The following is an 11835-nucleotide window of genomic DNA, read 5'->3' as shown; positions in this document are numbered from 1 at the left end:
TCTCCCAGAATTTTATAACCAGCAGTTACGGCAACGTTTGCTGTCCGTGGGGTTCCGTGTCACGGGTTTCGTGCCTGCTACTCACAGTTCACCGTCACGGCCGTGAACACCACCGCTAGAACGAGGAACACGACGCCGAGAGTGACGGTGAAAAACCAGCCGTCCCCTCTCACGCTGATACTCCCGCCGAGCGTGCGGAGGATTTCGATGGCGAAGAGGAGGAGCACCGCCACGGAGAGCCAATTCAGTTTCCGATTTACCGCCGCGAGGTTGGGGTCCGTCGTATGAAACCACTGTCAACTTTGATTCGTATCCCTTTCGAACCGCCGCTTTCGTTTCGGTCACGTGGCAAGCGGTACGAAACAGCGAAGCCTTCCGGACGCGTTTTCATCGCAATGACCGCCCCGTCTCCTCCCGCCGGATACCGTCCTCCCGAACGGTTCCGCTACTCCTCTGCCTTTCTCGCCCTCGCGTCGCTCGTCGCGTTCGTCGTCTCCGTCGTCGGCTTCGGTGCCCTCCTCTGGTTCCTGCAGGGAACCCCCGAGGGCGGGTCCGTCTCGTTCGGCTTCGCGGGAGTCGTCGCCGTCTTCCTCGTCTGTCTCGCCACGCTGGTCGTCCACGAGGCGATACACGGCCTCGTCTTTCGGTGGCTGGGCTATCGCGTCTCGTTCGGCTTCGCACCGCACGTTCCCGCCCTCTACACCGCCGCGTTCGGGCAGTTCGTCACCCGTCGGGACAATCTCCTCACCGGAGTCGCACCGCTCGTCGTCATCACCGCCGTCGCGGTTCCGCTGTTGGCAGCGCCGCTCCCCGTCGCGTCGGTGGCGTATCTCGTCCTCCTCGTCAACACCTCTGGTGCGGTGGGGGACGTCTACATGTCGTGGCGACTGTGGCGACTGCCACCCGAGACGCTGTTTTACGACGTGGATATCGAGCACAGCTACGCCTTCGAACCCGCGAACGACACCGCTATAGGTGCCGAGTAACTCGCCACAATCGATGCAAAAGCGCACGTTCACGCTCCTCGGACTCGGTGCGTTCGGCCTCACCGTCATCAGTTTCGTCCTCCTCGGGTTCGGCCGCCTCGTTCTCTCCTACCGGACGGCGCGCTATCTCTCCGCCCCGACGATGTTCCTCTCCTTCGCGCTCCTCGTCGGTCTGTTCGTCTACTCCGTGCTCGTCTACGTCGGCGTCGCGGAACTGGAGTGAGGGGAGGCGGAGTGGGGACCGTCTACCTTGCGTCGCCGATTTCCTCCACGCGACACGCTACCACCCGCGCCGGATTTATATTTCGACGGGTCCTACCACGGACCGTGAGCGAGCGCACGAGTGCCCTTGACACCCTCGTTTTCGGTGTCGATATCCAAAGCGGGGACGTTCGGGGTGATTCTCCCTCTTACGCACTGGTCGTCTACGACGGCGAGGAGTTGGACCGCGACGTCGTCTCCTACCGCAAACTCCGTCGGCTCATCGACCGCGACGAACCGACGTTCGTGGCGACGGACAACATGTACGAACTCGCGGCCGACAAGAACGCCCTCGTCCACTTCCTCGGTAGCCTGCCGGACGAAACCCGCCTCGTGCAGGTGACTGGCGCGGAACGACCCGAACCGCTTTCACGGGTCGCGTCTCGCCACGGCGTTCCCTACGGGAAGAAACCGATGCGCGAAGCGGAGGCCGCGGCCCGCCTCGCCGCGATGAACGTCGGGCAGGTCGTGTCGGCGTTCACGGACACGACGCGCGTCAAGGTCTCCCGCGGGCGCTCGACCGGAAAAGGCGGCTGGAGCGAGGACCGCTACACCCGCCGGATTCACGGGTCGGTGAAAGAACACTCTCGGACGGTCGAATCCGAACTCCGGAGCGCCGGACTCGACTACGAGCGCGAGGTGACGGAGAAGTACGGCGGCTACTCCAACGCGACGTTCGACGTGGACGCCCGTCCGGGCGACATTCCCGTCTCGTCCCGGCGCTCCGGCGATATCCGGGTCGAAATCGAGCGGCTCCGCCGCGACGGAATCGAGTTCGAACCCCTCGCAAAGCGCCGCGACCACGTTATCGTCGGTATCGACCCCGGTACCACGACGGCGGTGGCGATGACCGACTTGGACGGGACCCTCCTCGACGTGTTGAGCACGCGAACCGCCGACACCGCCGACGTCATCGAGTGGATAATCGAGCGGGGCCGACCGGTCATCGTCGCGGCGGACGTGACGCCGATGCCGGAAACCGTGGAGAAGTTCCGCCGGAGCTTCGACGCCGCCGGGTGGACGCCCGAACGCGACCTGCCGGTGGACGAAAAGCAACACCGGACGCGGGAGGACGGCTACGACAACGACCACCAGCGCGACGCGATGGCCGCCGCGTTCTTCGCGTTCGACAGCCACGAGGACCAGTTCCGGCGAATCGCCCGCAAGGTGCCGCCGGGAATCAGTCGCGGGGAAGTCACCGCCCGGGTCGTGGCGAACGACGAGAGCGTCGAGAGCGTCCTCCGGGACCTTTCGGACGACCCGGAACCGGAAGCGGAGGAATCCGAACACACGGTCCGCGAACTCTCGGCCGAGGAGAAGCGCATCAAGCAACTCGAATCGCAGGTCGAGCGCTTGCAGTCGCACACGGCGGAGTTGAACGAGACCGTCGAGAAGAAGGACGAGCGAATCGAGGAGCTGGAAACCGAACTCTCGGACACGCGTCGAAAGGAGCGCCAGAACGCCCGCGAACGTCGGGACATCTCGCGTCTCCGGCGTGAGAACAACCGACTGGAGGACGAACTCGACGACCGCGACGACAGAATCGAGGAGTTGGAGGGCAAACTCACCCGACTCAAGAAGTTGTGGAAACTCGACCATTCGAACTTCAGCGACGTGTCCGAGAAGAAGGCCGGACTCGTCGCCGTCAAACCGGTCGAGAAGTTCACCAACGACGCCATCGACGCCGCCCACGAGAGCTACGGACTCGCCGAAGGCGACGTGATATTCCTCCGCGACGCGAGCGGGGCGGGTCGTTCGACCGCCGAGCGACTGGCCGACATCGGGCCGCGCGTCGTGCTCAAGGCGGGCGGGATTTCGGATGCGGCCGACGAGGTGCTGTTCGAACACGAGATTCCCGTCGGCCCCGCCGACGAGGTGACGATTCAGGAGATAGACGAACTCGCCGTGGCGCGCGAGTCGGAAGTCGAAGCCGTCATCGACGACTGGCACGACCGCGCCGAGGAGCGACAGAAAGAGGAGAAGGCCGAGCAACTCGACCAACTCATCAGCGAACACCGGGCGGAGCGACGGGCGGACGGCCGCGGGTCGTCGTCCTCGTTCGGCAACTAACCGCTCTCGTTCTCTCTCACCTTTGCTACGTCGTCCACTCTGCCGTCAGCGTTCGGAGGACGCTCAATCCCCAGATGGCGATGCCGAACCCGACCGCCAGCAGGGCGGCGTAGAGAAAGACGTACTCGGGAAGCGTCGTCGAGACGCCCTCCTGCAGGTGAATGGCGGGATACAACGCGAGTCCACCGACGACGGCCAACCAGAGGCCGATTCGTGTTCCGTTCATACCCTCGCATTTCGACCCGGACGACTTGGCTGTTGGGACGTGCGATTCCCGGTAACACGATGACGCAACCCTAAAGCCGGTCAACACTCTTTTTCCGGGCATGGACGCCTACGAGCTAATCTCACGGAACGCCGAGGAGTTGGTAACCGAAGCGGAAGTGCGCGAACTCGCGGAGGACCCCGAGGGCAAGCGCGCCTACGTCGGCTACGAACCCTCCGGCGTGCTCCACATCGGGCACATGCTCACCGCGAACAAACTCATCGACTTGCAGGAAGCGGGCTTCGAAGTCGTCATCCTGCTCGCCGACGTGCACGCCTACCTGAACGACAAGGGCTCCTTCGAGGAGATTCGGGAGACGGCGGAACGGATGAAAGAGCAGTTCATCGCCTACGGGCTGGACGAGGAGAACACCGAGTTCCGGTTCGGCTCCGAGTTCCAGATGGACGACGACTACGTGCTTGACCTCCACGCGCTCGAACTGGAAACCACGCTCAACCGCGCGAGCAGAGCGATGTCGGAAATCCAGAGCGGCGAGTCCACGAAGGTCTCACAGGCGGTTTACCCCCTCATGCAGTCGCTCGACATCGAGTACCTCGATTTGGACCTCGCCATCGGCGGCATGGAACAGCGCAAGGTCCACATGCTCGCCCGCGACACGCTCCCGAGCATCGGCTACGAGTCGCCGACTTGCCTGCACACGCCGCTCATCGCCGAACTCTCCTCGGGCGAGGGAAAGATGTCTTCCAGCAAGGGCGTCACCATCTCGATGGAGGATTCGACCGAGGACATCGAGGAGAAGGTCAACGGCGCGTTCTGCCCGCCGACCCGCGACCCCGACGGGGACCTCGAAAATCCCGTTCTCCAAATCTTCGAGTACCACGTCTTCCCCCGCTTCGAGAACGTCGTCGTCGAGCGTCCCGACAAGTACGGCGGCAACCTCGAATACGACGACTACGAGTCGCTCGAAGACGATTTGGAGAGCGGCGAACTACACCCCGCCGACGCGAAGAGCGCGTTGGCGACGTACCTCGACGAACTCATCGCACCCGGCCGCGAGAAGCTTCGACAGGCCGAGTAGCGCGGTTTCGATTGCTATCCTTTTGCGTGTAACGGGCCGAACGGAAATCGGTTCGGGAGTTCTCGACGAGAAACTATACTATGATTCGAGAATTTGTCACGTGTGATGACGGCATCCCTACCGGACGGCCTTCGCCACATCGACTGTCGGACACGGGACAAACCGAACGCGTACATCGTCGACGACGGCGCGATTACGCTCGTGGATGCCGGTTGGCCCGGCGACGAAGCGACGGTACGGGACAGCCTCCGCGACGCCGATATCGGTCCGGGGGATATCGACCGGGTGCTGTTGACTCACTACGACGCCGACCACGTCGGGACGCTCTCCAGACTGACTCCCGAGTTGGATGCGCCGGTGTACGTCCATCGGCTGGAAGCACCGTACGTCGCCGGGAATCGACTTCCCCCGTGGACCGCCCGCCACGGAATCGAGGCACTCCACCGATTGTACTACCGGCGGCTTACGCTTCCGGACCTCCCCATCCGTTCCGTCGAAGACGGGGATACGGTCGGTGACTTGCGAGTCTATCATACGCCGGGACACACGCCCGGTCACGTGGTCTACCTTCACGAGGACCTCTCCGCCGCGTTTCTCGGCGACCTCGTGTACGGGTTAGGGGACCGCCTCCGCCCGTCGGGTCGGATTTCCAGTTACGACACCGGGCGAGTCACGGACAGCATCGAGTCGCTCTGCGACCGAACCGAGGGGTTTCGATACGCGTGTCCGGGGCACGGTCCCCCGCTCGAAGGTGGCCACGACCTGTTGTCGAGTATCGTCGGATAACCGAGCCCTCGATTACTTCTCTCGGGATTCGACCGAGTGAAACGCTCGACGTTATCGACTCCCCTCCACACGGTCCTCCGACCTGTGACTCCCGTCCCGATTATTGTCACGATGGTGATTTGATATCGTCAAAATCAGTTTATCGAGGGTACGTTTCGGACCACTCTCTGGCTTCTCCGACGTGACCTCACTGTTCGAGAAGAGAGACACCCCACGAAACCAGCTCTCTCGACGAAATCCGTGGACGATTCACTGACCCAGCGAGAATCGATGGCGTCTGATTATTCGAATCCGCCCATCATTCCGCCCATGCCGAAACTGGAGAGCATCCCCGAAACGAGTCCCCAGGCGGCTAGAACGAAGCCGATGACAACGAGGCCTATTCCGGCGGCGATAATGACGCTCTTGATAGCGATGACGCTGATTCCGGCGAGGAGGACCAATAACCCCGCGATACCTTTCGCACCGAGTTTGTCGAACATAGGCCGGATTGCGTCTGCCACTGCCTTAAAACCGACAGTTGGCGAGACGAGCGCTCGAGTTCCGTCTCCACGACGTACCCCCACCGCTCGGGGTTCGTGTTCGGCACGTGCGACCGAAGCCACGGACGGCGGATTTAAAGGTATACCACACGAACGTGGGGACGAGACATGAGTGACAGCAGTGGACGGAACAACCTCCGAATGCCGGACGACGACGAGGTATTCGCCACAGTCACAAACATGCTCGGTGCCAACCGGGTGAAAGTGCGCTGTGCCGATGGCAAGGAACGAACCGCTCGAATCCCCGGAAAGATGCAAAAGCGCGTCTGGATTCGGGAGGACGACATCGTACTCGTCGAACCGTGGGACTGGCAGGACGAGAAGGCCGACATCACGTGGCGCTACGACAAGCAACAGGCGGACCAACTTCGACGCGAAGGTCACATCAACTGATTCGGCGGCGAGCGTTTTAGTCGGACAGTGCACCGAGAGCGATTGCTGTAGCGGTTTTCAGCGTCGTCTGCTACCACACTCCAATCGGAAATCACGGCCGTTTCCGTGGTGCGGTTAACTACCCAGTCCCTTCGGTCGCGTATGTCCGAACAACTCGCTGCCGAAGACGTCGCACACGACGCGGAGTTTCCCGAACTCATCGAAGGACTGCAAACCCGCCGCTCGGGTCACAATTTCGACCCGGAGGAGGACATCTCCGACGAGACACTCGAAGCGCTCATCGAGGACGCGGCGATCGCGCCCTCCTCGTACAACCTCCAACCGTGGGAGTTCGTCGCCGTGCAGGACGACGAACGACTGGACGAAGTCGTCGAACTCGCCTACGGCCAGGAACACATCCGTGATGCGGGGACGGCCATCCTCGTCGTCGGCCACACGAACGCCAAGACGGCGGACGCCGTGTTCGAGGATTGGGTCGACGCGGGCCGCATGGACGAGGAAACCGCCCAGCAGACGAAGGCACAGACGGCCGAGATGTACGACGACGACGGAATGGGTCGGGATTACGCGATTCGGAACGCCAGCCTCGCCGCGGAGAACCTCATGCTCTCCGCGCACGCACGCGGCCTGACCGCGACGCCGATGATAGGATTCGACCAGGAAGGAATCGCGGAGTTCCTTGGCCTTCCCGACGACGAGATTCCCGTGATGTTGCTCGCGGTCGGCCCGAGCGGCGGCGAGGAACCGGACCGACTCCCACGTCGGTCCGTGGACGAAATTCTGCACCGCGAATCCTACTAACCGAACGGGCCACCCTTTTACGGTTCCTCCACATAGTCGGAAGTAGATGAACGAGGAGTACGGATTGCTCGACCCGGACAACGCGGACGCCCCCGGCGACGAGTGGGAGGAGATAGACGTCTCCGACACCGAAGCGGACCGCATCGCACGGCGGCGTGACCGCGAGTTCAACCAGTTCAGAGAACGTATCAAGGACTCCGAGCAGTTCAAAGTCGAGCAGTCCGTCTTCGATGACGCCACGCTAGCCGCGCTGTACAAACTCGTTCAGGACGGCTACGTCCAAGCGTTCGGCGGGCCGATTTCCTCGGGCAAGGAAGCCACCGTCTACAGCGCACTGGGCGACGACGACGAACACGAGGAGGTCGCGGTCAAAATCTATCGTATCAGCGCCAGCAACTTCCGCGACATGCGGGAGTACCTCGTCGGCGACCCGCGGTTCGAAGAACTCGGTGGGGACAAAAAGCGAATCGTCCTCGCGTGGGTTAGAAAGGAGTTCGCCAACCTCGAACGCGCCCGGAAGGCGGGCGTTCGCGTCCCGGAACCCATCGCGGTCCAGCGGAACGTGCTCGTGATGGAGTTTATGGGCAACGACGGCCGTCGCGCGCCGACGCTCGCGGACGCGCGACTCGAAAACCCACGGACCGCCTTCGAAGTCGTTCGGGAGTACATGCGGCGACTGTTCGATGCGGGCCTCGTTCACGGCGACCTCTCGGAGTACAACATCCTCGTCAGCAACGGCGAACTCTGCATCATCGACGTGGGGCAAGCCGTCACGTTCCACCACCCGAACAGCGGCGAGTTCCTTACCCGGGACTGTGTGAACGTCGCCTCGTTCTTCCGCCGGGAAGGAATCGACATCCACGGCGACGAACTCGAAGCGTGGATTCGGGAGAACGCCGAGTCGGAACGCTGATTTTCCACCTCTCTGGACTGTTTGCATGGGTGATATAGAGATTCGTCCCGCATGTGTGTCGGACGTGCCGGACATTCGCCGCGTGGCGAGGCGGAGTTGGTTCGATTCGTACGCTGATTTCCTTTCGACGACGGTCATCGAAGCCGAACTCTCGACGTGGTACACGCCAGATGCCGTCGAGACCGCGGTCACGGACCCTACTCGTCCGTATTTCGTCGCGGTGGACGGAGACATCGTTGTAGGCTATTCGAAAGGGGTTGCCGACACGCCGGTCGCCGACCTCTCGACCCTGTACGTCTCGCCGGACTGTCAGCACGGCGGCGTCGGAACCCGACTCCTCGAAATAGTCTCCGATGAACTCGAATCCCGTGGTGCAACGACGCTCGAACTGACCGTCTTCGCCGAAAACGACGGCGCAATCGGGTTTTACGAAGCGCGCGGATTCGAACGCGTCGGCGAGCAAATCTCGGAACTCGAAGCGGGAAGCGCCCCGGAGTACGTCTATCGGACGGAACTCGACCCGTAACGACCGGTGAGACAACCACCCGAAACGGCCGGTGAGACAACCACCCGAAACGGCCGGTGAGACAACCACCGTTGCCCCCCTTTCCCCACCGGAAAATCTTCGATTTTCCGGGCCAAGGAATCCCTAACGGCGCGTCTTTGACGCGCCGGCGGGGATGACGCAGGCTTTTGGTCCACCTTTTGTCAGGGAGGTAGACAGAGAGCGGGCGCGAATCGCGCCCGCTCTCTGTTCCCGACCGCGACAAAAGGTGGTAGGGAAGGGCTTAAACGGCCTCATGTGATAGGATTTCGTATGAAGCACGTGACGATTCCGCAGGACAGGATTGGTGTTCTCATCGGGCAGGGTGGTGAGACGATGCGCGAAATCGAAAGCCGTGCAGAGGTGCGTCTCGATATCGACTCGGACGACGGGTCCGTTCGCGTCGAGCAGACTGGCGACCCCGTTCGTGGGTTGAAAGCGCCGGAAATCGTCAAGGCGATCGGCCGCGGGTTCTCACCCGAAGAGGCCCTCGTCCTCCTCGACGACGACCTGATGCTGTTCGACCTCCTGGATATCGAAGCCGCCGCACGGAACAAGAACGACCTCCAGCGCCAGAAGGGCCGTCTCATCGGCGAGAACGGCAGAACGCGGCAGTTGATGGAGGAACTGACGGGCGCGAACGTGGTTATCTACGGCACGACGCTCGGTATCATCGGCCAGCCACAACAGGTCGAGGCCGTCCGAAGCGCCGCCGAGATGCTCCTCGACGGTGCGCCACACGGGTCGGTGTACTCCTTCCTCGAACGCAAACGCAACGAGATGAAGCGACAAGGAATGGAATACCACCAGTTCAGCGGATAACGACCTCCTTTTTCACATATAAACGCTCTGTGTTACTTTGTGCCACTCGTCCGCGAGAGTCCTGTGTGGCACGTTCTCACTGCGCCAAGAAAAGATTTATATAGAATCGCAATCAACGAACGTGATGACTATGTCACAGCCAATGGGCAACCAGCCGCTTATCGTTCTTTCCGAGGACAGCCAGCGAACCTCCGGACGGGACGCACAATCGATGAACATCACCGCCGGAAAGGCGGTCGCAGAGGCCGTACGTACCACACTCGGCCCGAAAGGGATGGACAAGATGCTCGTCGATTCGATGGGCGACGTCGTCGTCACGAACGACGGCGTAACCATCCTCAAGGAGATGGACATCGAGCACCCGGCGGCGAACATGATCGTCGAAGTCGCCCAGACGCAGGAGGACGAAGTTGGCGACGGAACGACCAGCGCCGTCGTCGTCGCGGGTGAACTCCTTCAGAAGGCAGAGGACCTCCTCGAACAGGACATCCACGCCACGACCCTCGCACAGGGGTATCGACAGGCCGCCGAGAAGGCGAAGGAAGTCCTCGAAGACAACGCCATCGAGGTCGACGCGGACGATACCGAATACCTCGAAAAGATCGCCTCGACGGCGATGACCGGCAAGGGCGCGGAAAGCGCCAAGGACCACCTCGCCAACCTCGTCGTTAACGCCGTGCAGAGCGTCGCCGACGAGGATGGTGTCGATACGGACAACATCAAAGTCGAGAAGGTCGTCGGTGGCACCATCGACAACTCCGAACTCGTCGACGGCGTCATCATCGACAAGGAGCGCGTCCACGACAACATGCCGTACTTCGCCGAGGACGCCGACGTGGCCCTCGTCGACGGCGCGCTCGAAATCGCGGAGACGGAGATCGACGCGGAAGTCAACGTCACCGACCCCGACCAACTCCAGCAGTTCCTCGACCAAGAGGAAAAACAGCTTCGTGACATGGTGGACTCCTTGGTCGATGTCGGCGCCGATGTCGTCTTCGTGGACGGCGGTATCGACGACATGGCCCAGCACTTCCTCGCGCAGGAAGGCATCCTCGCCGTCCGCCGCGCGAAATCCAGCGACATGCAGAAACTGGCCCGCGCGACGGGCGCGACCCTCGTCAACAGCGCCGACGACATCACGGAGGACGACCTCGGATTCGCCGGCAGCGTCGCACAGAAGGACGTCGGCGGCGACCAGCGCATCTTCGTCGAGGAAGTCGAAGAGGCGAAATCCGTCAGCCTCATCCTCCGCGGCGGCACGGAACACGTCGTCGATGAGGTCGAGCGCGCAATCGAGGACAGCCTCGGTGTCGTTCGCGTCACGCTCGAAGACGGCAAAGTGCTCCCCGGCGGCGGTGCCCCCGAGACGGAACTCGCACTCGCCCTGCGCGACTACGCCGACAGCGTGGGAGGCCGCGAACAGTTGGCCGTCGAAGCCTTCGCGGACACGCTCGAAGTCATCCCGCGCACCCTCGCGGAGAACGCTGGACTCGACCCCATCGACTCGCTCGTGGACCTCCGCAGCAAACACGACGGCGGCGAGGAGAGCGCCGGACTCGACGCGTACACCGGCGACATCGTGGACATGAAAGACGACGGCGTCGTCGAGCCGCTCCGTGTGAAGACCCAAGCGGTCGAGAGCGCAACGGAAGCGGCCGTCATGCTCCTTCGCATCGACGACGTTATCGCGGCCGGTGACCTCTCCGGCGGCAAGGTCGGCGACGACGATGACGAAGGCGGCGCGCCCGGCGGTGCCCCCGGCGGCATGGGCGGCATGGGCGGCATGGGCGGAATGGGTGGCATGGGCGGCGCAATGTAAATTTCGACGAAAGGAAATATTTCATTGCACGGCCGAGGTTGCCTCGGCCAAGGCTATGTAAAATCGGTCAACGACTGATTTTACATAGCCCGTCAGGCTCTGCCTGACAGAGACTATGTAAGCGAGGTTTCGAAGAAACCTCGAATGTCGAACGGGCTGTGCCCGTGAGACGGCCCCCGTACCCACTCCGACCGACGAACCGTCTTCGAGAGAAACGCCCGTTTTAACCGTTATTTTTCGTGCATCGAGTCGTACCGCTCTGCCAGCAGCAGGTATGGTTCGATGGCATCCGCATGTTCTTCGAGCGTAACGCAGTCGCCCTCGATACGTACTATCCCCGAATCTTCGAGTTTCGGGAGGTGGCTGTGGTGAAGTTGGGCGAACACGCGCCGCTGGTCGGTATCCGACTGTTGGTCGGCAATCCGCTCGGCGAGGGTCGGTACGGTGAGCGATGGTCCGTGTTCGATGAGTTGCCGAAGCACGAGTCGTCGGCGCGAACTCGCCAGTGTGGAGAAGATGACGGACGGTGCGGGCGTGTCGATGTTGTCTAAGGTGGGCATCCGTGAGGTCCTATGATTGGTGGAAATCCGTCGT

At 62.2% G+C, this 11835-nt stretch carries 15 protein-coding genes; 11 read left to right on the top strand and 4 right to left on the bottom strand.

The features are described 5' to 3' along the window. Positions 1 to 77 precede the first annotated feature (77 nt). Complete coding sequence (locus B208_RS24295) at positions 78 to 233, bottom strand: hypothetical protein (protein ID WP_007976528.1); 156 nt, start codon at positions 231 to 233, stop codon at positions 78 to 80. 162 nt (positions 234 to 395) lie between these two features. On the opposite strand from B208_RS24295, the gene B208_RS0109255 reads away from it, so the two are divergent. The 3 genes from B208_RS0109255 (at position 396) to B208_RS0109245 (ending at position 3317) form a co-directional block, all read left to right on the top strand. Next, positions 396 to 986 (top strand): DUF3267 domain-containing protein, encoded by a 591-nt coding sequence (locus tag B208_RS0109255; protein WP_007976529.1) that lies wholly within the window; start codon positions 396 to 398, stop codon positions 984 to 986. Between the two features lie 13 nt (positions 987 to 999). Continuing rightward, on the top strand, positions 1000 to 1209 hold the full coding sequence (locus B208_RS0109250; RefSeq protein ID WP_007976530.1) for a hypothetical protein: 210 nt from the start codon (positions 1000 to 1002) through the stop codon (positions 1207 to 1209). Between the two features lie 104 nt (positions 1210 to 1313). Continuing rightward, entirely contained in the window at positions 1314 to 3317 is a 2004-nt protein-coding gene (locus B208_RS0109245) for a DUF460 domain-containing protein (protein WP_007976531.1), read from the top strand. Positions 3318 to 3342: 25 nt separating this feature from the next. Here B208_RS0109245 and B208_RS0109240 read toward each other — a convergent pair whose 3' ends face one another. Next, positions 3343 to 3543, bottom strand: coding sequence for a hypothetical protein (locus tag B208_RS0109240; protein WP_007976532.1), 201 nt, complete (start codon positions 3541 to 3543; stop codon positions 3343 to 3345). Positions 3544 to 3643: 100 nt separating this feature from the next. Here B208_RS0109240 and B208_RS0109235 point away from each other — a divergent pair, with 100 nt between their 5' ends. Both B208_RS0109235 and B208_RS0109230 read left to right on the top strand, forming a co-directional pair. Further along, entirely contained in the window at positions 3644 to 4621 is a 978-nt protein-coding gene (locus tag B208_RS0109235; RefSeq protein ID WP_007976533.1) for a tyrosine--tRNA ligase, read from the top strand. Positions 4622 to 4726: 105 nt separating this feature from the next. Next, positions 4727 to 5407, top strand: coding sequence for an MBL fold metallo-hydrolase (locus tag B208_RS0109230; RefSeq protein WP_007976535.1), 681 nt, complete (start codon positions 4727 to 4729; stop codon positions 5405 to 5407). 281 nt (positions 5408 to 5688) lie between these two features. Here the strand turns inward: B208_RS0109230 and B208_RS0109225 are convergent, their stop codons facing one another. Continuing rightward, positions 5689 to 5889, bottom strand: coding sequence for a DUF7470 family protein (locus B208_RS0109225; protein ID WP_007976538.1), 201 nt, complete (start codon positions 5887 to 5889; stop codon positions 5689 to 5691). Between the two features lie 168 nt (positions 5890 to 6057). Between B208_RS0109225 and eif1A the strand changes: the two genes are divergently transcribed. The 6 genes from eif1A to thsA all read left to right on the top strand — a co-directional run bounded on the left by eif1A (position 6058) and on the right by thsA (position 11241). Further along, positions 6058 to 6342, top strand: a complete 285-nt coding sequence (gene eif1A / locus B208_RS0109220; RefSeq protein WP_007976539.1) for a translation initiation factor eIF-1A — start codon at positions 6058 to 6060, stop codon at positions 6340 to 6342. Positions 6343 to 6483: 141 nt separating this feature from the next. Then, positions 6484 to 7143, top strand: coding sequence for a nitroreductase family protein (locus tag B208_RS0109215; protein ID WP_007976540.1), 660 nt, complete (start codon positions 6484 to 6486; stop codon positions 7141 to 7143). A gap of 46 nt (positions 7144 to 7189) precedes the next feature. After that, positions 7190 to 8056 carry a serine/threonine-protein kinase Rio1 gene (rio1, locus tag B208_RS0109210; protein ID WP_007976541.1) on the top strand — a complete coding sequence of 289 codons (867 nt, stop codon included), beginning with the start codon at positions 7190 to 7192 and terminating at the stop codon, positions 8054 to 8056. Between the two features lie 25 nt (positions 8057 to 8081). Further along, positions 8082 to 8582 carry a GNAT family N-acetyltransferase gene (locus tag B208_RS0109205; RefSeq protein WP_073096593.1) on the top strand — a complete coding sequence of 167 codons (501 nt, stop codon included), beginning with the start codon at positions 8082 to 8084 and terminating at the stop codon, positions 8580 to 8582. 291 nt (positions 8583 to 8873) lie between these two features. Continuing rightward, positions 8874 to 9422 carry a KH domain-containing protein gene (locus tag B208_RS0109200; RefSeq protein ID WP_007976543.1) on the top strand — a complete coding sequence of 183 codons (549 nt, stop codon included), beginning with the start codon at positions 8874 to 8876 and terminating at the stop codon, positions 9420 to 9422. A gap of 142 nt (positions 9423 to 9564) precedes the next feature. Continuing rightward, on the top strand, positions 9565 to 11241 hold the full coding sequence (thsA, locus tag B208_RS0109195) for a thermosome subunit alpha (protein WP_007976545.1): 1677 nt from the start codon (positions 9565 to 9567) through the stop codon (positions 11239 to 11241). Between the two features lie 230 nt (positions 11242 to 11471). Here the strand turns inward: thsA and B208_RS0109190 are convergent, their stop codons facing one another. After that, the gene (locus tag B208_RS0109190; RefSeq protein WP_007976547.1) at positions 11472 to 11801 is read right to left on the bottom strand and encodes a DUF7344 domain-containing protein; all 330 of its coding nucleotides are present in this window, start codon (positions 11799 to 11801) and stop codon (positions 11472 to 11474) included. Positions 11802 to 11835: the final 34 nt, after the last annotated feature.

The organism is Haladaptatus paucihalophilus DX253, assembly GCF_000376445.1.
GTDB lineage: Archaea > Halobacteriota > Halobacteria > Halobacteriales > Haladaptataceae > Haladaptatus > Haladaptatus paucihalophilus.
The sequence above is the reverse complement of the archived record's forward strand: the minus strand, read 5'-3'. Positions and strand labels throughout refer to the sequence as shown.

Excerpts from the sequence above, each read along its gene's own strand:
- B208_RS0109230 (WP_007976535.1), top strand. The coding sequence starts at position 4,727 with ATGACGGCATCCCTACCGGACGGCCTTCGCCACATCGACTGTCGGACA.
- B208_RS0109250 (WP_007976530.1), top strand. The coding sequence starts at position 1,000 with ATGCAAAAGCGCACGTTCACGCTCCTCGGACTCGGTGCGTTCGGCCTC.
- B208_RS0109225 (WP_007976538.1), bottom strand. The coding sequence starts at position 5,889 with ATGTTCGACAAACTCGGTGCGAAAGGTATCGCGGGGTTATTGGTCCTC.
- B208_RS0109205 (WP_073096593.1), top strand. The coding sequence starts at position 8,082 with ATGGGTGATATAGAGATTCGTCCCGCATGTGTGTCGGACGTGCCGGAC.
- B208_RS0109215 (WP_007976540.1), top strand. The coding sequence starts at position 6,484 with ATGTCCGAACAACTCGCTGCCGAAGACGTCGCACACGACGCGGAGTTT.
- B208_RS0109240 (WP_007976532.1), bottom strand. The coding sequence starts at position 3,543 with ATGAACGGAACACGAATCGGCCTCTGGTTGGCCGTCGTCGGTGGACTC.
- B208_RS0109200 (WP_007976543.1), top strand. The coding sequence starts at position 8,874 with ATGAAGCACGTGACGATTCCGCAGGACAGGATTGGTGTTCTCATCGGG.
- B208_RS0109255 (WP_007976529.1), top strand. The coding sequence starts at position 396 with ATGACCGCCCCGTCTCCTCCCGCCGGATACCGTCCTCCCGAACGGTTC.
- thsA (WP_007976545.1), top strand. The coding sequence starts at position 9,565 with ATGGGCAACCAGCCGCTTATCGTTCTTTCCGAGGACAGCCAGCGAACC.
- B208_RS0109190 (WP_007976547.1), bottom strand. The coding sequence starts at position 11,801 with ATGCCCACCTTAGACAACATCGACACGCCCGCACCGTCCGTCATCTTC.
- eif1A (WP_007976539.1), top strand. The coding sequence starts at position 6,058 with ATGAGTGACAGCAGTGGACGGAACAACCTCCGAATGCCGGACGACGAC.
- rio1 (WP_007976541.1), top strand. The coding sequence starts at position 7,190 with ATGAACGAGGAGTACGGATTGCTCGACCCGGACAACGCGGACGCCCCC.
- B208_RS0109235 (WP_007976533.1), top strand. The coding sequence starts at position 3,644 with ATGGACGCCTACGAGCTAATCTCACGGAACGCCGAGGAGTTGGTAACC.